Source organism: Sporolituus thermophilus DSM 23256 (assembly GCF_900102435.1).
Classification (GTDB): domain Bacteria; phylum Bacillota; class Negativicutes; order Sporomusales; family Thermosinaceae; genus Thermosinus; species Thermosinus thermophilus.
In genome coordinates this window covers 201604-219900 of record NZ_FNBU01000001.1, presented here as the reverse complement: position 1 = coordinate 219900, position 18297 = coordinate 201604, and the positions used below count along the sequence as shown (strand labels likewise).

Genomic DNA, 18297 nt, shown 5'->3' with positions numbered 1-18297 from the left:
GGAAAAACTTATGTCACAGCAGCCAATTTTGGAAGTGAAAAATATATCCTTTGGTTATCGCAAAGACAAACTGGTTTTGCGCGGCGTCAGCCTGACTGTTCCGGCCGGCGCGCGCATTGCCCTGGTCGGGCCTAACGGCGCCGGCAAGTCTACTTTGTTTTTACATCTTAACGGCATTCTGCATCCTTCGTCCGGCCAACTATTGTTTAAGGGCGAGCCATACCGGTATTCCCGTGCGTTTATAACTCGCCTGCGCCAGAAGATCGGGCTGGTGTTCCAGGATCAGGATACTCAGCTCTTTGCCGGCAGCGTTCTCGATGATGTGCTGTTTGGGCCGATGAATTTGGGGTTATCCCCGGCTGAGGCCGAGCAGCGGGCCGCCGCAGCGTTAGCGGCGGTACAGATGGCCGAATTTGCCGATGAGCCGGTCCATTTTCTAAGCTATGGCCAAAAGAAGCGGGTGGCGGTAGCCGGTGTGCTGGCGATGGATCCCGAGGTCTTGGTCATGGACGAACCGACGGCCGGCCTTGATTACCCTGGCACGACAGTCTTGCGGGCCATTTTGGACGAGCTGTCCCGCGCCGGCAAGACGCTGATCGTGGCAACCCATGACATAGAGTGGGTATGGTCGTGGGCCGACTTGGTCTATGTCCTGGTGCAGGGTCAGATAGTGGCCGGCGGGCCGCCGGAGCTGGTCCTTAACCGCTCCGACCATGCCGCCTTCGGGTTTGCCCGGCCGTTGGTGGGCGAAATCTACAGCGCCCTGGTCGCTGCCGGCTTTTTTAGTAGCAGGGACAAAGCTCCCCGCAGCGTGGCTGAACTGGTGGGCCGCGTGATGGCGAAATATAAGTAAAGCGGTCGGAAAAATTTCCTTGACAGGCATCGGTAGTTTTTTTATAATATGATTGAGAATAAATCTCATTACATAGCGCCATGTTGGCTTATATTATTTTTTTCGATAGCACTGAGAATGATTATCATAGCAAAGGAGGAATGTATTATGACACTTGCCCAAGCTTCACGGGGACAACGAGTTAGCATTGTTTCCATACCTAATGAAACTGTTCGTGCCCAAGCCATCCGCTTCGGCATTTCCGTCGGCGCCGAGGTGGAGTGCGCCGAAAAGGTGCCGGCCGGCCCTATCATCATTTGCAAGGGGAAGCAGGAAATCGCCATCGGCCGTAAATTAGCCGAAAAAATCGAAGTTAAACCGGCGTAACGCTTCCAGGAAGGAGTAATCCGCATGCACTGCTGCCATAATTCTCTTAGTCATATCGAAATACCGGAAGGTGCGAAAAAGATTGTCCTGGTCGGTAATCCGAACGTCGGCAAATCGGTCTTTTTTAACGCTCTAACCGGCATGTATGTCGACGTTTCCAACTTTCCGGGCACCACGGTTGATATTTCCTATGGCCGATTCGGCAAGGACGTCGTTTTGGACACGCCCGGCGTGTACGGCATTTCATCCTTTAATGATGAAGAAAAAGTGGCCCGTGACGTCATCTTGGCCGCCGACCTTATTCTCAACGTCGTCGACGCCGTGCATCTGGAACGTGACCTGTTCCTGACGCTGCAGGTTATCGACACCGGCATCCCGGTTATTGTCGCCGTCAACATGATGGATGAAGCGGCCAAACAGGGCATTCACGTCGACATAGATCTCCTTGAACATCTGCTCGGGGTGCCCGTTATTCCGACCGTGGCTGTTAAGGGGAAAGGCCTTGAAGAAGTGAAAAACCGTCTGTATGAGGCCCGGACCGGCAATATCCCGCCCGCCCTCAAGCGCGACCTGCAGGAAATGCTCAACCGGGCCGGGACATGGGCTGAAGCGCTGCTTATTTTGGAAGGCGATCCCCATGTTGCCGAGCGGCACGGCGTGGCGCCCGGCACGCGCCGGGAGGAAATTTACCATGAGCGGCGTCACCGGGTGAATGATATTGTGCGCCATGTTGTCAAGGAGACCAATGAGGGGACGCGCTTTTCGACCAAGCTCGGCCGCTGGATGCTGCAGCCTCTAACCGGCATCCCTATTTTTGTGCTGGTCTTGGCAATCATGTATTATGTTATCGGCGTGATTGTCGCCCAGGATATCGTCGGCTTCACCGAGGAGACGGTGATGCAGGGGATGTACGAGCCGGCCGTGCGCGCGTTTGTCGGCCGCTTTATAAGCGAAGATTCGGTGCTGGGGACGATTCTTATTGGCGAGTTTGGCCTCTTAACCCTGACGATTACTTATATTGTCGGTCTCATGCTGCCGCTCGTCCTCGGTTTCTATTTCCTGATGTCGCTGATGGAAGACTCGGGCTACCTGCCCCGGCTGGCCGCCCTGGTTGACCGGGCGATGAATGTTATCGGCCTTAACGGCCGGGCGATCATTCCCGTCATCCTTGGCTTCGGCTGCATTACCATGGCCACCATTACCACCCGCATCCTGGGTTCGGCGCGGGAGCGCACCATCGCCACCGCCGTGCTGGGGCTGGCCATCCCCTGTTCGGCCCAGCTGGGGGTTATTGTTGGCCTGCTCGCCGGTATTGGCGTCGAGTACACGGTTATTTATATTTTGACGCTGCTTATCGTACTGGGCATCGTCGGCCGGGTTCTCAGCCGCGTCTTACCCGGCGAATCGTCGGAACTGCTGATTGATCTGCCGCCCATCCGCCTGCCGCGGCTGGAAAACGTGCTGAAAAAGACCGCTACGAAATCCTATGCTTTCCTCAAGGAGGCGTCGCCTCTTTTCATGTTGGGCGCCTTCCTGATTACCCTGCTGCAGGTTGCCGGACTGCTGGAGGTTATCCAAAACGCCCTTGCTCCGGTTACGGAAGGGGTGCTGCGGCTGCCGCGCGAAACGGCTACCGTCTTTATTATGGGCATGATCCGCCGCGACTTCGGCGCTGCCGGTCTCAGCGACATGACCTTATCGCCGGAGCAGACGCTTGTCGCCCTCTTGACCATTACCCTGTTTGTGCCTTGCATCGCCTCGATGATCGTCATGCTCAAAGAGCGGGGCCGGAAAGAAGGTCTGCTCATCTGGATTGGCTCCTGGGTTGCGGCCTTTGTCGTCGGCGGCATCGTGGCGCGGATTATCATGTAAGGACGAGGTGACATCCGCATGGATAAACAAGTTTGCCCCCAGTGCCAATATGTTATTACCCAACAGCAAGCCGTGCGCTGCCCGCGCTGCAACAAGCTGCTGCTTGCGAGCTGCAGCGGCAGCTGCAGCCGCTGCCGGGAAAAAGGCAAATGCGGCGGGTAAAGCACAAAAGAGACAGCCAAGTGCTGTCTCTTTTTGCTATATCGGAAAGTATATTTTAACCGCCAAGTACGCGAAGAGTGCGAAGCTCTGCAAAGTATATTTCTGTTTTGCGCGACAGGCGGCGCGCCCGGTATACCCTTTGCGTCTTTAGCGTCCTTTGCGGTTTTGTTAATAATGCACGCTAGCGCTTTTTCTTACCGTCAGGATTTTCCCCGACAAAATGCAAGGAATCCCCCGATATTCCAAATTGTCAGATAATGAGATAATTATTTTGTACGAAACTATTACTTTTCTCCGAGCTGCGGCATACCCGTAGCCGATAGGGCATTCGTACGGTGCCTGCCCATATTTGGCGAAGGAGAAAGGGCTAAGGGGGAAGGTTTATGGAGAAAGAGGACGTCCTGCTCATTATGCAGCGTGACCTGGCCAAAGCGCTGCAAAAACCGCCGGAAAAGCGGCAATGGGGCATGCTCATTGACACGCGCAAGTGTATCGGCTGCCATGCCTGTACTATTGGCTGCGTGGCCGAGTACAAGCTGCCGCCAGGGGTGGTGTACCGTCCGGTCATTGACCTTGAGAGCGGTAAGTTTCCCAATGTAAAACGGCAATTTTTACCCCGGCCGTGTTTTCAGTGCGAAACCCCGTCCTGTGTGCCCGTCTGTCCGGTTAAAGCCACGCAAAAAGGGCCGGATGGCATCGTCACCATCGACTATACCAAGTGTATTGGCTGCCGCTCCTGCGTGGCCGCCTGTCCTTACGGCGCCCGCACGTTTGACGCCGGGGCCTATTATACTGACGGCACGCCCGCCGTCCAGGAATACGAAAAAGCCGTTGCCTATGAATACGGCAAGGCGTGGCGGCGGGATGCCAAACACGCGGCCGTGGTGGGCAGCGCCCGTAAATGCCATTTCTGCACCAGCCGCTTGGCCAAGGGGCTGCTGCCAGTCTGCGTGGCGACCTGCATCGGGCGGGCAACCTATTTTGGCGACCTGACCGACGACCAGTCGTTGATCCGCCAAGTGATGGCCGCCAATAAGCCATACCGCCTCAAAGAAGAAACGGGCAATAAACCGCAGGTCTACTACATCTGAGGGGGTGGAGCAAGTGAAAAAACATGTTAATATTGCCCTTTTGGCGCTGTTTGCCGCCGGCGTTCTGGCGGCGCTCGGCAAGGTGTTTGTCTGGGGCGAGAGTGTCACCAACTATGGCGCTTATACTCCGTGGGGCCTCTGGGTCGGCCTGTACGCCCTGCTGGTGGGCGCGGCCGCCGGCGCGGTCTGGATCGGTCTGTACAGCTCTGTCCGGCAAGGCGGGCGGTGCGGCGAGCTGACGACGGTGGCCATGGTCGCTGCCGGCGTCAGTCTGGCGATTGGTTTGGCATTTATCGGTACTGACTTGGGCAAGCCGGTTAAAGGGTTTAATATCTTTTTAAGTCCGTCGTTTTCTTCCCCGCTGGCCTGGGCGTCGTGGCTGTACTTGGTCTTTTTTGCCTGTCTGGCCGGTTATCTCTTCACCAATGCCAAAAAGGCATTCATGTACCTGGGCGCCCTGGCCGCCGCCGGTTTTCTCCTGGCCGAGAGCCTGTTCTTCGGCGGCATGGTCGCCCGCAGTCTGTGGCACACCTATTTGACGCCGCTGGCGTTTATCACCTCGGGCCTGGCCGGCGGCAGCGCGCTGGTCTGGTTGGTCGGGCTGACGGCCAGCCCGCAAGCCGTTAGCGAAGAAGGTTTTATCCTGAAAAAAGCGGTGCTGGCATCGTTAGCCGCCCATGTCGCCGTTGAGGCCGTCCACCTGGTGACAGGTCTGGGCGGGGCGGAAAAGGCTTTTGCTATCAAAAGTATGTGGGCGTCCTGGCCGTTTTGGGGCCTGTTTCTTATCGCCGGTGTCGCACTGCCGGCCGGGCTGCTGCTCAAAAAAGATTGCCGCCTGGCCGTAGCGCCGCCGCTTTTGGTCTTGTTAGGGCTAGCCGCTTATAAATACAGTTTTGTCCGCTTCGGGTTTGCGGTCGAACCGCTGCCGGGGCTGGCCACCGCTTTCCACGATGCCCGCTTGTCGCTTGCCTACGTTCCGTCCGCCGTAGAGTGGCTGGTCGCGGTCGGCTTTTTGGCCGGCATTGTCTGGACGGCTAATCTGGTAATCACCAAAATTTCGGCGCGACAGGCGTAAGAGGGGAGAGGAGGAGAAAGGATGGCTAAGGACATTTTGCAAAAAATATGTGAGACAAAGACCAGCCGCCGTGGGTTTATTCTCGGCAGCGCTGCCGGCTGTGCGGCCCTGCTGGCCGCTGACGCTGACCTGGCCGGCTTGTTTGAAAGGGCCCGGGCCGATGCGCTCACCCCGGAGGACGAGTACATCCTCAACCGGGCGGAAAATACCATTTATACCAATTGCCTGAACTGCAACACCGGCTGCGGCATCAAGGCCAAGTTCCTGGACGGCGTTTTGGTCAAGATCGATGGCAACCCGTATTCACCCTGGACGCTCAATCCCCACCTGCCGATGACGACCGGTGTCCGCACGGCCGAAACGGTGGACGGGGCCATCTGTCCCAAGGGCCAGGCCGGCATCCAGATCTACTATGATCCCTATCGCATCCGCAAAGTGCTCAAGCGGGCCGGCAAGCGGGGCGAAAACAAATGGGTAACCATTCCTTTTGACCAGGCGATTGACGAAATTGTCAACGGCGGTAAATTGTTTGCCAAAGTGCCGGGCGAAGAAAACCGCCAGGTCGAAGGGTTAAAAGACCTGTGGGCGCTGCGTGATCCCAAGCTGGCCAAAGAAATGGCCGACTTTGTTGATAAGATCCTGGCGGAGAAAGACAAGGCCAAAAAGCAGGGGCTGGTCAAAGAGTTCCAGGCCAAATTCAAAGACGCGCTCCAGGTGCTGATCGATCCCAACCATCCCGACCTGGGCCCCAAGAATAACCAGTTTGTCTTTTGGTGGGGACGGCTTAAGGACGGCCGGGGCGACCTTATTAAACGGTTTACGCTGGATTCGTTCGGCTCGATCAATGCGCACGGCCATACTACCGTCTGCCAGGGATCGCTGTATTTTACCGGCAAAGCCATGAGCGAGCAGTGGACCTATGACCCCAAGAAAAACGCCATGACCTGGACAGGCGGCGACAAGTTCTACTGGCAGGCCGAACTGGAGCGCGCCAGGTTTGTGATCTTTGTCGGGGCCAACCTGTTCGAGGGTAACTACGGGCCGCCGCTCAGGGCGCAGAAGGTCACCAAGGGACTGGATACCGGACGGCTTAAGTACGCGGTCATTGACCCGGTCTACCGCAAAGTTGCCTCGAAAGCGTGGAAGTGGGTGCCGGTGATGCCGGGACGGGATGCGGCGATCGCCATGGGCATGATTCGCACAATCATTGAAAACAAACGCTATGACGCCAAATACCTGGCTTGCGCCAACAAGGCAGCGGCTAAGGCCGCCGGCGAGCCGACCTGGACCAATGCCTGCTGGCTGCTGAAAATCGTCGACGGCCGGCCGACCGTGTTTGTGCGGGCGCATGAGCTGGGATTTACGCCGGAAGTAAAGGAAAAAGACGGCAAAACGTACGTTAACGAAAAGTTTGTCGTTATCAAGGACGGCCAGCCGGTCGAAGTCGATCCCAACGACGAGACTACGCCGGTATACGGTGACTTGCTGGTCGATACCGAAATTAGCGGTATTAAGCTGAAGTCCGTGCTTCAAATGCTGTACGAAGAGGCCGCCGCCCGCAGTCTGGAAGAGTGGGCCCAAGAGGCTGGTGTCCAGGCGGCGGATATTGCCGACCTGGCGCGCGAGTTCACCAGCTACGGCAAACAGGCGGTAGTCGACATCCACCGCGGCGTTTCCCAGCATACCAGCGGTTACTACAATGTCCAGGCCTGGAACGTGTTAAACCTGCTCATCGGCAATTACGACTATTCCTTTATCAAAGTTTCCACCTTCAGCCACAAGGGCGATAAACCCGGTCAAGCCTTCAATATCGGCAGCCATCCGAAAAAGCTGCCCCAGTTCGGGACGTCCATCATCCGCCACGGCGTAAAATACGAGGATAGCACTATTTTTAACGGCTATCCGGCCAAACGGCCGTGGTTCCCGCTGGCCAGCGACATTTACCAGGAAGTCCTGCCGTCTGCCGGGGATATGTACCCCTACCAGGTAAAAGCCCTGATCCTGTATATGGGCTCGCCGGTGTATTCCTTGTCGGCCACCCAGGGGATTATCGACGTTCTGCAGGACGTCAACAAGCTGCCGTTGTTTATTGCCAGCGATATAACCGTGGGCGAGACGTCGCTGTATGCCGACTATATCTTCCCGGACCTCACCTATCTTGAACGGTGGGAGTTCCAAGGCTCGCACCCCAGCGTGCCGTTTAAGGTCGGGCCGATCCGCCAGCCGGCGGCCAAACCGCTGACGGAGACGGTCAAGGTCTTTGGCCAGGAGATGCCGCTCAGCCTGGAGGCCCTGGTGCTGGGCATCGCCGAAAAGCTTGGCCTGCCCGGGTTTGGCCCGGACGGCTTTGGCGCGGGCAAGCCGCTTACCCATGCTGATCATTTATATTTAAAACAGGTGGCTAACCTGGCGACTGACGGCAAGCCGGTGCCGGACGCCGACGACGAGGAAGTCCGGGTGTTCATGGAAGCGCGTAAACACCTGCCCAAGTCGGTTTTTGACGCCGACCGCTGGAAAGCGGCCTGCGGTGAAGCGTACTGGCGCAAAGTAATTTATCTCCTCAACCGCGGCGGCCGGTTTGACGACTGGAGCGCGGCGTGGGACGGCGACAAAGTTAAGAACAAATACGGCAAATATATCAATATGTATTGCGAGAAGACGGCGACTACCAAGAACGCCATGAACGGCAAGAATTTCTCCGGATTGCCGTTGTATATACCCGATATTACCGACTGTACCGGCAAGCCGATTAACGACGAAAAAGACGGGTTTGACCTGCGGCTTTTGACCGGCCGGGTTATTCAGCATACCAAGTCCCGCACGGCGGTGTGTTATTGGCTGCAGGCGCTAAGCCCGGAAAACAGCGTGGACATAAATCCGGTCGACGCGCAGCGCCTTGGCCTTAAGACCGGCGACACCGTAAAAATAGTGTCGCCGACCAACCCGGACGGCGTCTGGAAGCTGGGCCCTCTCGGCACCAGGCCGATGACCGGCAAGGTGCGGGTAATTGAGGGTATCCGTCCGGGCTGTATTAACTTCTCCCTGGGTAGCGGCCACTGGGCCTATGGCGCCGGCGATATTACCATTGACGGTACGGTCATCAAAGGCGATCCCCGCCGGGGTACGGGCATTCATGCCAATGTCGCCATGCGGGTGGACCCGGTGCTCAAGAATACGAGCTTGGAAGACATGGTCGGGGCTTCAGTCGTTGTCTATGATACCAAGGTGAAACTGGTTAAAGTTTAAGGTTTTTGCCAGCAGGGGACGGCTCCGGCCGTCCCCTGCATTTTTCTTATTGCTTCTTGGCGCCAATTGCTGCGATAATGGGGATAAGGGGGCGGGACAATGCGGAAGGTGCTCATGGCAATTTGGATAGCACTTCTGCCGGTACTGGCAACCGGGTGCGCGGCGACGCAGCCGGCCGTGACCGTGCGGCTCGGTGACCCTGACCCGGCGGTAACGATAAAAAATAAACAAATAGTTGAAGGGCCGGTTCTCCGGGTAGCGGTATCGTCTATCCTATCGCCCAAAGAGACGCTGACGGTATACCAGCCGCTGCTCGACTATCTGTCCGGACAACTTGGCTATCCGGTCGTGCTGCTGCAGCGGCGTACCTACCGGGAAGTCAACGATCTTCTGCAAAACGGCGGTGCCGACGTGGCTTTCGTATGCAGCGGCGGCTATGTGGCCGGCAGCCAAATGTTTGGTATGGAGATACTGGCGCAACCGGAAGTAAACGGCCGCAATACCTACCAATCCTATATTATCGTGCAGGCTGAGAACGCGGCGCGCAATATCTTTGCTTTACAGGGGAAAACTTTTGCGTTTACCGATCCCATGTCATTTTCCGGCCGGATTGCCCCGGTGTATATGCTGGTATCCCGGGGCTTTGACAGCGATAACTTTTTCAGCCGGACGTTTTATACCTATAGTCATGACAATTCTATCAGGGCCGTCGCGGACGGGATCGTAGAAGCCGCTGCCGTTGACTCCATGGTCTACGACCGGGCCGCCCTGCAAAATCAAGAGCTTGCCCAGCGGGTTAAGGTAATCGACCGGTCGCCTTTGGTCGGCAATCCGCCGGTGGTGGCGGGGCCTCACACCGATGAACGGTTGAAAAACCGGCTCCGTGCGTTATTGTTGGCCATGCATGAAGATAAAGCGGGGAAAGCGGCGCTAAAAAGCCTTGGGTATGACCGGTTTGTTCAGCCGGACGAAGCGACCTACGTCGAGCTAAAATCGATATGGCTGATGGTGCGGAATAAACTATGAGGATAATAAAAAGAACAGGCTTTTTTGTAAAAATGATGCTGGCCTTAACCGTCGTGCTTATTCTGTTAGGCGCCACAAGCATTGTTCAGACCAGATTCATGATGAACGACCTATTTAAAGAGCAGCAGGAAAAGCGCGGCATTTCCATTGCCAATACTTTAGCCTTGCGGGCGGCGAATTTAATCCTTGTTAATAATTACTATGATCTGCATGAACTGGTGAAGGATACCCAGCGGACGAATGACGATGTCCGGTATGTATTTGTGGTTAATAACCAAGGCGAATTATTGGCACATTCCTTCCCTGCCGGTTTTCCCAAAGGCCTGCTCCAGGCCAATACCCTGGCAAGTAATGAACAATATAAAATCGTAGAACTTGCCACGGAAGAGGGGTTGGTAAGAGATATCGCCGTCCCCATCCTGGAAGGGCGGTTAGGCATCGTGCATGTCGGTTTAAATGATGCCAGCCTGCAAAATGTGCTTAACCGGACTATTCGCCAAATTATGCTTGATATGGTTATCGCCGTGTTAATCGGTATCATGGCGACGATGTTCCTGACCAGGCGGCTGGTAAAACCGATCCAAGAGCTCGTTCATGTAACCAGCGCGATTACCCGCGGCGACCTGACGCAGCGGGCCAAGGCCACATCGGACGACGAAGTCGGCAAATTGGCGGTCGCTTTTAATGCGATGGCTGATTATTTGCAGCAAACAATGGATGAACTCAAACAAAAAGAAGAAGCCAGGACCCATCTTTTGCAAAAAGTCATCGTGGCCCAGGAAGAGGAGCGAAAGCGCATAGCAAGGGAGCTCCATGACGAAACCGGCCAAACGCTTGCGTCGCTGATGATGGGGCTAAAATGCCTGGCGGCTACCTGTCCGGAAAGTGAGCGGGGGTGCCGCCTGGAAGAGATGCGGCTGGCGGTAAAAAAGACGATCGATGCCGTTCACCGCATGGCAATCGAACTTAGGCCAAGCATCCTCGATGATATGGGCTTAATTCCGGCCGTCGAAAAATATGTCAATGACTTTCGCCATAATTATGGCATCGATACCGACCTTCATATCCAATGGCAGTGCGAAAAGCGGCTAGTGCACGAAATTGAAGTCACGGTTTACCGCATTGTGCAGGAAGCGCTTACCAATATCGCCAAATACGCCAAGGCGGACAATGTATGTATTATCATGACTTGCGACCGGCGCGGCCTGGAAGTTATTGTTGAAGACGACGGGGTTGGTTTTGACGCCGACGCCATTTTGCAGCAAAGCGTTGCCGGAACGCAGTTAGGGCTGTTCGGCATGCAGGAACGGGCCACGCTGGTTGGCGGCGCGCTTACGATCGAATCTACGCCGGGAAGGGGGACGACCCTGTTTTTGCGTATTCCTTTTATGGAGGGCAGACCGGTATGAAAAAAATAAAAGTATTGATCGTTGACGACCATACCTTGATGCGCTCAGGACTCAGGCTGATGCTGTCCGCCCAGGAAGATATCGAAGTGGTGGGGGAAGCGGCGGACGGAAGCGGCGGGATAGCAATGGCGCAAAAAATGCGGCCCGACGTCGTCCTGCTGGATATATCGATGCCGGGGATGAGCGGCCTGGAGTGCCTTAAAGCGCTCTTGGCCAATCAGCCGGACCTAAGAGTAATTCTCCTTACGATGCACGAGGACGCCCGGTACGTTAAAGAGGGCTTTGCGCTGGGGGCAATGGGCTATGTCTTGAAAAAGGCGGCCGATGATGTTCTCTATCAGGCCGTTCGGGCCGTGTATTCAGGGGAAATGTATATCCAGCCCAGCATAACGAAAGCGGTTGTGGCGGAGCTCACGGAACGGCCACGGGCCGGCGACCTGCGTAAGCCGCTAAGCGACCAGGAGAAAAAGGTGCTTTCCCTCATTGCCGCCGGTTATGCCAATCGGGAAATAGCCGAACAACTGGTCATCAGCGTCAAGACCGTTGAGACATATAAATATCGCATTATGGAAAAGCTTAACTGCAAAAAACGGTCGGATTTGGTGAAGTTTGCCTTGGACAACGGGCTGTTAAACAAGAAAAATTAAAGCAAAACGGCGCCGAAGCGCTTAAAAAGAGCGCGGCGCCGTTATCAAGGGATGGAGAAGTGCGACATATCAGTCCGGCATGTAGTCGGGGGAAAACTGCAGCGAGAACAGCCATTCAGCATATAGTTCTTCGATAGCGTCAGGGACGGAGAGTTTCGGCATGGTCTTCGCCTCCTTTGCTTTATAACGATATAGTTACCAATAACTTGGCGACTTAACCCCAGGATTAATTAATACCATTACTTTCCACTTTCCGCTTGCCACTTTCCAAGATGCTCAAAAGACAAAAAGCCTCCGCGCATGAGAGCTGCGCGAAGGCTTCGTTGCCTGACTATTTATTTTATTTTTAATATAGCACTGACGAAGAGGTAAGTCAATCCCTTTTTTGCCGAATTAATTTCCATTTTATCTCCATTTTTTCGTTTCCTCTTTGCCGTTCTCCAATTTCCATTTCCCCTTTCCCCTTTCGCCTTTTCTCCTTACCACTGTCAAATCCGAGGTGCTGCGAATGACGCGAGAAATGAAGATAAGGATCGGGGCGGTGTCTTGTCCGGCCGAAGTCAATAATCTGGCCGCTAATTTAGCCGTCATTAATAATTGGGCCGGTAAAGCGGCCCGGGCTGGGGTGAAGCTGCTGCTTTTTCCTGAGCTCAGCCTTACCGGCTACGCCACGGGGGGCGCGCCGCCGACCGCGCTAAGTCCTGGTGCGCATGAACTTGACGCGGTGGCTCAGCTTGCCCGGCGCTATTGTCTGACCTTGGCTGTCGGCCTGGTCTGGCAGGAAAATCCGGCTAAACCGCCCTATCTGGCCCATGGCCTGTGGACGCCGACCGGCCAGGTGCACCTGTATTACAAGAGCCATCTGGGCGAACGGGAAAGAAAATATTACGCGGCCGGCGACTGCCTGCCCGTCTTTTCGCTGCCTGAGGTCCGGGTAGGGTTTCAACTTTGCCTGGAGCAACATTATCCGGAGATTACCCAGACGCTGGCGCTGCGCGGCGCCGAGATTATCCTTTGTCCTCACGCCACACCACGCCTTACGCCGGCCGAGCGGCGGGACAGCTGGCATATCTCGCTCCGGGCCCGCGCCTACGATAACTGTGTTTATGTTTTGGCCACGAACATGGTAGGGGACAACGGCCAGGGGGTAGAATATCCCGGCGGGCTGCTCTTGGTTGACCCGGCCGGCCAGGTGGTGGCCGAAGACTTTTCGGGCCGGCCGGCCATGATCGTCGACGATATCGACCTTAGCCTGGTCGTGAATGTGCGGTCTACGCCCCAGGGGATGTGCCGCCGGTTTTATGCTCCGTCGCGGCGGCCGGAACTCTATGAGTGAATGGATAATTTATGGAAAACCGCAGGATTTTTGGCGAGTGCTGGCGAAACTTGTTACCAATATGCTTTGGTCGGAGGTAATGAGGCAATGAGGCTAACTATCGGCAAACAAATCTTAGGAGCGTGTATTATTATTGTTTTGGCTTTCACTGGTTTAAATATTTATACATTTTACCAGATTAAGGCTATTGAAGCAGGCTATGAAGGGCTGATAAACCGCAGCGCCCCGCTCGTGTTCGAGGTCAAGGACGTCAACGTCGAACTGCAAAATCAAGCAGCTGAGGTCCGCGCCTATATTCTTACTGGCGACGACCGATATGTTGCTCGTTATAATGCCTCGCGCGAACAGATGGCTAAGGTGCTGGCCAGTCTGGAAAAGAAGCTCACCACGCCTGAGGGACGGCAAAAGTTTCATGATCTTAACGCCGCCCTGCATGAATACCATAAAATTCCCGATGCTGCCATCCAAGCCCGGCGTACCCAGGGAATGGCAGCGGCCGTGGACTATATGAAAGCCGGCAGTTCTAAAATTGACTATGCCGAGCAGCAGGTTGCTGACTTCGTGCAGTTTTTGAGCGAACGAATGGAACTGCGCAAGCAGCAGAACCAGGAAGTGGTAAATCGCCTAGAACGGACGATTCTTATCCTTGACGCAACTATTTTCGCTTTGGCCCTTGGGGCGGCGCTTTGGCTGGCGCGCCGCATCTCCCGCCCGCTGGTCGTGGTGGCGAACGGCGCCAAGCAAATTGCTGACGGTGATTTACAGAAACATGAATTTGCATATAACGGCCGGGATGAAATCGGCGAGCTGGTCGAGGCCTTTGGGACCATGGCCACTAACTTGCGACAACTCGTTGGGCAGGTGGCCCGGGCCAGCGAGCAGGTTGCCGCGTCCAGCGAACAACTGACGGCCAGTGCCGAACAGTCCGCCGTTGCTGCCGGCCAGGTGGCCGAAACGGTTAGCGGCGTTGCCGCCGGCGCCCTCCGTCAGACGGAAGCCGTCAACCAGGCTGTTGCCGTGGTGGACCAGATGGCTGCGGCCATCGGCCACATTGCCGCCAATGCGACCGAAGTCTCCGCTAAATCGGAAGAAACGGCGAAAGCGGCGGCGACAGGCAGTGAGGCCATGACCGAGGCCACCGCCCAAATGGAAGTGATAAGTCGGGCGGTAAGCCAGTCGGCGCAGGTGGTGCAAAAACTAGGCGCCAGTTCCAAACAAATTGGGGAAATTGTTAACGTCATCAGCGGTATTGCCGGCCAAACGAACCTACTCGCGCTCAATGCCGCCATCGAAGCCGCCCGGGCGGGAGAGCAGGGGCGCGGTTTTGCCGTCGTGGCCGAGGAAGTGCGCAAACTGGCGGAACAGTCGCAGGAGGCGGCGCAAAAGATTGCCGGTATTATTAAGGAAATTCAGGCCGAAACAGACACGGTCGTCCAGGTGATGAGCCAAGGGACGGCGGAGGTAGCCAAAGGTTCCCAAACGCTTACCGCTACCGGCGAGCGGTTCCGCCATATAGTGGCCTTGGTACAGTCTTTAAATCAGCAGATCCAGGAAATCAGCGCTGCGGCTGAAGAGTTGGCCGCTTCCAGCAGCGAAGTGGTTAGCGCTGTCGGCGGCGTTAAACAGGTGGCCGACGAAACGGCGGCCCATACGCAGACGATATCGGCTGCCGCCGAAGAACAGTCGGCCTCGATGCAGGAGATTGCAGCGTCCAGCCAGGCCCTTGCCCGGATGGCTGAGGAACTGCAGGCGGCAATCCGCAATTTTAAACTTTAAATTTACATGTAAATTTTTCTTTACTTTCCTCTTTCCATTAACAACTTTCCTGAATACTAACCGCCGAGGACGCGCCAGACGCGATGTTCATCGCGCCGGGGTAATCCCTTTTGCGCCGTGTCCTCTGCGGTTTATTTAATTAGTGCGGCTAAGAACAGCCCGCGATTTATAATTTTGTGGTAGTTTTCGTGTAATTTTATCCCCCGTTAACACAACAGTTGTGCTATAATGGGTACATATCTCTTTTTACAGAAGACCTCGGCAAAGGAGGAGGTCGCATGGCGCTGTCAACAAAAGGGCTCATGCACCTGTTGGTCGTATATGTGGTGTGGAGCAGCACCTATCTCGCCATTCGCGTCGCAGTGGCGCCCGGCAGCGGTTTTCCGCCCTTTTTGATGGGAGGAACGCGGATGGTGCTGGCCGGCCTTATCCTGCTGGCGCTTGCTGCCATAGGCGGTCACCGCTTGAAAATGACCAAGGACGAATTTATCCGGACGGCCATAGCGGGCGTGCTGCTGTGGGTGGGCGGCAACGGCCTGGTAACCTGGGCCGAGCAATCGGCTAATTCCGGTTTTGCCTGCCTAATGGTATCTTCGTCGCCTATTTGGGTGGCATTTCTTAACTCCGTCCGGGTCCGGCGGCTGCCGTCGCTGCTGCTTATTGTTTCGCTCCTGCTTGGTTTTGCCGGGATTGGCGTCCTCATGGCGCCGGCTATTATGAGCGGCAACGCGGCCGAGCTTTCGGCCGGTATCGCCTTAACGCTGGCCGCCGTCAGCTGGGCCGCGGGCTCGGTGTACCAAACGCGCCATCCTGTTAACCTGTCAGCACCAGTTGCCGCCGCTTATCAGCACCTTATTTCCAGCGTAGGTTTTTTTCTGCTGGCCCTGCTTTTGCAGGAGCCTGTCCCGCAGCCAACGATCAGCGCGTGGGCGGCGTGGTCCTATCTGGTTATTTTCGGCTCGGTGGTCGCATTCACTTCATTCGTGTATTCCCTGCGCCTGCTGCCAATAAACATCGCTATGACTTACGCCTATGTCAACCCGGTACTGGCCTTGTTTTTAGGCGCCTGGCTGCTGGCTGAGCCCATTACGTCCTGGACGCTTGCCGGCGCCGCCATGGTAATTGTGAGCGTTTTCGGTATTTTCCGGGACCGCTTCCGCCAGGAACAGAAGCGGGCGGCTGTGGACGACGCGCGGCTCGTGGCCAGTCCCGGTACGAAACGATAGCAATTTACACATTTTCCCATGGTTTTTTTGTGGGAATAGTGGTATACTATATTCTGTGCTAAATGGGAGCGGATGGGGCCTGGTGGCTCCTGCGGTCTTCAAAACCGTTTGCGTCGGCTTAACCGCCGATGGGTGGGTTCGATTCCTACACGCTCCCGCCAGAAAAAATTAGGGCTTCTCAGGGCTTGTGCCTGAGAAGCCTTTTTAAGTTATATATGTTTTTATGTAATGTTGCCGTGAATTTTACCGTGAAAAGATTAAAACGAAAATTTTTAACAATATAATGAATTTACTAGTAGGAATTATTTATAGCAGGGATGTACCTTTTATACAAAAGCACTTTTCCATAAACAAGGGGGCGGATTAATGTATTTTCTTTACGTCGATGAAAGTGGTGATACTGGTATTGTTGATTCGCCTACTAGATATTATGTGTTGGCGGGTCTGGTAGTGCATGAATTGGCCAGTGCCCTGTGCACTTTTTGGCTGCCATTTTATGCATTTTTTACTTGCCAAATACACTCTGGGGGGCGATTCTTTATCGAAGTGATTCAAGTTTATATCGAGACGAAGCGAGGGCGGTTAAGGGCTAAATCTGCTACCTCTCTTAACGTAGGGGAACGTTATATGTTCTGCAAGGAGGTAATCTGGGTTGGCAAAGCACAGCGAGATATTAAAGCAAGTGTTTTCTCAGATGTGGGGTTTAGTTGTCGTTGACCACTTATCGAGGATCGTCTTTGTCGAGGAAAAATACGCCAGATCGAGAGGTTTCGATCCTAAGGCGGTTATAGGGCGGTATGTCAAGGATGTCATACCTGACAGCAAACTTCCCATTGTAGTCGAAACGGGCAAACCCATTCTGGGAGACGTTTTTTACCATCAGGGAAAACCGTTGATCTGTAACCGTTTCCCATTGGTGAAAGACGGAGTTTTGATCGGGGCTATGTCTTTTCAAGTCTTTGATATGCCTGAAATGTTTATTGAATCAATCAAGGAACTTCAAGACCAGCTTCATTACTATAAGGAAAAAGCGAAAAAGTACTCTGGAGCCAAGTATTCGCTGACTGATATAGTCGGTTCTAGTAAAGCATGCGAGGCGTTGCGCGCTGCGATCCTCAAAGCGGCGTCCACAAACGCTACGGTATTGATTCAGGGGGAAACGGGGACAGGCAAAGAATTAGTGGCCCATGCCTTACATCAGGAAAGTCGTCGGGCTCACTATCCATTTGTCAAGTTGAATTGCGCCGCTATCCCCAAGGAACTGGTTGAGTCAGAGTTGTTCGGTTACGAGGAAGGCGCTTTTACCGGGGCGCGAAAGTCTGGCAAAAAGGGCAAATTCGAGCAAGCCGATAAAGGGACCCTGTTTCTTGACGAGATAAGTCAATTGTCAATGTCAGCCCAGGCTAAGTTGCTACGTGTACTGCAGGAAAAGGAAATAGAACGTGTCGGGGGCTCAGGCCCAATTCCGATAGACGTAAGAATTGTTGCTGCGACTAATGACAATCTTGAGGATATGGTAAAGAGAAATGCCTTCCGGGCGGATTTGTTCTATCGGCTAAATGTTATTCCGATCAGAGTACCGCCGCTAAGGGAAAGACGATCGGATATACCTCTGTTAGTAGAAAAGTTTGTGGAAAAATTCGGGGCTCAGGCAGGGTTGGGGGAGATAAAGGTACTTCCCGAGGTAGTGGACCTGCTTATGAAATATGACTGGCCGGGCAATATCCGGGAGCTGGAACACGCCGTGGAAAGAGCTATCAACTTGTGTAACAGTAATACCCTGGAGACGAAACACTTTGAATGGCTGCTCCCGAAAATTCTCGGCAGAAGTCATATAATCCAAGGTCAAAGCATAAAAGACGCGAAAGCTTCTGCCGAGAAGGAAGTTATTTTGGCCGCTTTGCGAACCACACAAGGAAACAAAAAGAAGGCGGCCGAGCTTCTGAATATTGCCCGTCCTCTTCTGTATCAAAAAATGCGCCGTCTTGGCATATTGTAACCAAAGTATAGATGTCAGTAAAAAGAGACAGTGTAAGTGAATGCTTACACTGTCTCTTTTTATTTGATTTCACAAGACGCATCCGCCTCAGATGATAGCGTTAAACAAACGTATGTCATTATATACTTACATGTTGCTAATTGAGATTATGGTCCGAATTGAGCGAGACGCGAACTAGGGAATTACTAGCCTGACTAGCCTTTGGGTCCTCGG

15 protein-coding genes and 1 tRNA gene are annotated in these 18297 nt (G+C 54.5%); all 16 read left to right on the top strand.

What is annotated here, in order from left to right; translation table 11 throughout:
• Positions 1 to 10: 10 nt before the first annotated feature.
• The 16 genes from BLQ99_RS01060 (at position 11) to BLQ99_RS01000 (ending at position 18084) form a co-directional block, all read left to right on the top strand.
• A complete protein-coding gene (locus BLQ99_RS01060) occupies positions 11 to 853 on the top strand; it encodes an energy-coupling factor ABC transporter ATP-binding protein (protein ID WP_093687267.1) in 843 nt (280 codons plus the stop codon).
• A 147-nt stretch (positions 854 to 1000) separates the two neighbouring features.
• Positions 1001 to 1219, top strand: a complete 219-nt coding sequence (locus tag BLQ99_RS01055; RefSeq protein WP_093687265.1) for a FeoA family protein — start codon at positions 1001 to 1003, stop codon at positions 1217 to 1219.
• Between the two features lie 24 nt (positions 1220 to 1243).
• Positions 1244 to 3091, top strand: a complete 1848-nt coding sequence (gene feoB, locus BLQ99_RS01050) for a ferrous iron transport protein B (protein ID WP_093687263.1) — start codon at positions 1244 to 1246, stop codon at positions 3089 to 3091.
• An 18-nt stretch (positions 3092 to 3109) separates the two neighbouring features.
• Positions 3110 to 3253: a hypothetical protein gene (locus BLQ99_RS14865; RefSeq protein ID WP_171904560.1), complete on the top strand. Its 144-nt coding sequence runs from the start codon at positions 3110 to 3112 to the stop codon at positions 3251 to 3253.
• 383 nt (positions 3254 to 3636) lie between these two features.
• A complete protein-coding gene (locus tag BLQ99_RS01045; protein WP_093687261.1) occupies positions 3637 to 4344 on the top strand; it encodes a 4Fe-4S dicluster domain-containing protein in 708 nt (235 codons plus the stop codon).
• A gap of 13 nt (positions 4345 to 4357) precedes the next feature.
• On the top strand, positions 4358 to 5419 hold the full coding sequence (nrfD, locus tag BLQ99_RS01040; protein WP_171904559.1) for an NrfD/PsrC family molybdoenzyme membrane anchor subunit: 1062 nt from the start codon (positions 4358 to 4360) through the stop codon (positions 5417 to 5419).
• A 21-nt stretch (positions 5420 to 5440) separates the two neighbouring features.
• Positions 5441 to 8665, top strand: a complete 3225-nt coding sequence (locus BLQ99_RS01035; protein ID WP_093687257.1) for a molybdopterin-dependent oxidoreductase — start codon at positions 5441 to 5443, stop codon at positions 8663 to 8665.
• A gap of 99 nt (positions 8666 to 8764) precedes the next feature.
• Positions 8765 to 9691 (top strand): substrate-binding domain-containing protein, encoded by a 927-nt coding sequence (locus tag BLQ99_RS01030; RefSeq protein WP_093687255.1) that lies wholly within the window; start codon positions 8765 to 8767, stop codon positions 9689 to 9691.
• Positions 9688 to 11100 (top strand): sensor histidine kinase, encoded by a 1413-nt coding sequence (locus BLQ99_RS01025; RefSeq protein ID WP_093687253.1) that lies wholly within the window; start codon positions 9688 to 9690, stop codon positions 11098 to 11100. The genes BLQ99_RS01030 and BLQ99_RS01025 overlap by 4 nt, the downstream gene beginning before the upstream one ends.
• The gene (locus tag BLQ99_RS01020) at positions 11097 to 11747 is read left to right on the top strand and encodes a response regulator (RefSeq protein ID WP_093687251.1); all 651 of its coding nucleotides are present in this window, start codon (positions 11097 to 11099) and stop codon (positions 11745 to 11747) included. Before BLQ99_RS01025 ends, BLQ99_RS01020 begins: the two co-directional genes overlap by 4 nt.
• A gap of 508 nt (positions 11748 to 12255) precedes the next feature.
• On the top strand, positions 12256 to 13083 hold the full coding sequence (locus BLQ99_RS01015; RefSeq protein ID WP_093687249.1) for a nitrilase family protein: 828 nt from the start codon (positions 12256 to 12258) through the stop codon (positions 13081 to 13083).
• 87 nt (positions 13084 to 13170) lie between these two features.
• Positions 13171 to 14859 carry a methyl-accepting chemotaxis protein gene (locus BLQ99_RS01010; RefSeq protein ID WP_093687247.1) on the top strand — a complete coding sequence of 563 codons (1689 nt, stop codon included), beginning with the start codon at positions 13171 to 13173 and terminating at the stop codon, positions 14857 to 14859.
• 278 nt (positions 14860 to 15137) lie between these two features.
• Positions 15138 to 16085, top strand: a complete 948-nt coding sequence (locus tag BLQ99_RS01005; protein ID WP_245690202.1) for an EamA family transporter — start codon at positions 15138 to 15140, stop codon at positions 16083 to 16085.
• A 64-nt stretch (positions 16086 to 16149) separates the two neighbouring features.
• Positions 16150 to 16246, top strand: a tRNA-Sec gene (locus BLQ99_RS14860).
• A gap of 205 nt (positions 16247 to 16451) precedes the next feature.
• On the top strand, positions 16452 to 16802 hold the full coding sequence (locus BLQ99_RS14855; protein WP_171904558.1) for a DUF3800 domain-containing protein: 351 nt from the start codon (positions 16452 to 16454) through the stop codon (positions 16800 to 16802).
• Positions 16780 to 18084 carry a sigma-54 interaction domain-containing protein gene (locus BLQ99_RS01000; protein ID WP_245690201.1) on the top strand — a complete coding sequence of 435 codons (1305 nt, stop codon included), beginning with the start codon at positions 16780 to 16782 and terminating at the stop codon, positions 18082 to 18084. The genes BLQ99_RS14855 and BLQ99_RS01000 overlap by 23 nt, the downstream gene beginning before the upstream one ends.
• The last annotated feature ends 213 nt before the right edge of the window (positions 18085 to 18297 follow it).

What these genes read in the sequence shown, in the direction of transcription:
- BLQ99_RS01045 (WP_093687261.1), top strand. Translation starts at nt 3,637, where the DNA reads ATGGAGAAAGAGGACGTCCTGCTCATTATGCAGCGTGACCTGGCCAAA.
- BLQ99_RS01010 (WP_093687247.1), top strand. Translation starts at nt 13,171, where the DNA reads ATGAGGCTAACTATCGGCAAACAAATCTTAGGAGCGTGTATTATTATT.
- BLQ99_RS14865 (WP_171904560.1), top strand. Translation starts at nt 3,110, where the DNA reads ATGGATAAACAAGTTTGCCCCCAGTGCCAATATGTTATTACCCAACAG.
- feoB (WP_093687263.1), top strand. Translation starts at nt 1,244, where the DNA reads ATGCACTGCTGCCATAATTCTCTTAGTCATATCGAAATACCGGAAGGT.
- BLQ99_RS01025 (WP_093687253.1), top strand. Translation starts at nt 9,688, where the DNA reads ATGAGGATAATAAAAAGAACAGGCTTTTTTGTAAAAATGATGCTGGCC.
- BLQ99_RS01005 (WP_245690202.1), top strand. Translation starts at nt 15,138, where the DNA reads ATGGCGCTGTCAACAAAAGGGCTCATGCACCTGTTGGTCGTATATGTG.
- BLQ99_RS01000 (WP_245690201.1), top strand. Translation starts at nt 16,780, where the DNA reads ATGTGGGGTTTAGTTGTCGTTGACCACTTATCGAGGATCGTCTTTGTC.
- BLQ99_RS01030 (WP_093687255.1), top strand. Translation starts at nt 8,765, where the DNA reads ATGCGGAAGGTGCTCATGGCAATTTGGATAGCACTTCTGCCGGTACTG.
- BLQ99_RS01020 (WP_093687251.1), top strand. Translation starts at nt 11,097, where the DNA reads ATGAAAAAAATAAAAGTATTGATCGTTGACGACCATACCTTGATGCGC.
- BLQ99_RS14855 (WP_171904558.1), top strand. Translation starts at nt 16,452, where the DNA reads ATGTATTTTCTTTACGTCGATGAAAGTGGTGATACTGGTATTGTTGAT.
- BLQ99_RS01015 (WP_093687249.1), top strand. Translation starts at nt 12,256, where the DNA reads ATGACGCGAGAAATGAAGATAAGGATCGGGGCGGTGTCTTGTCCGGCC.
- BLQ99_RS01060 (WP_093687267.1), top strand. Translation starts at nt 11, where the DNA reads ATGTCACAGCAGCCAATTTTGGAAGTGAAAAATATATCCTTTGGTTAT.
- BLQ99_RS01055 (WP_093687265.1), top strand. Translation starts at nt 1,001, where the DNA reads ATGACACTTGCCCAAGCTTCACGGGGACAACGAGTTAGCATTGTTTCC.
- BLQ99_RS01035 (WP_093687257.1), top strand. Translation starts at nt 5,441, where the DNA reads ATGGCTAAGGACATTTTGCAAAAAATATGTGAGACAAAGACCAGCCGC.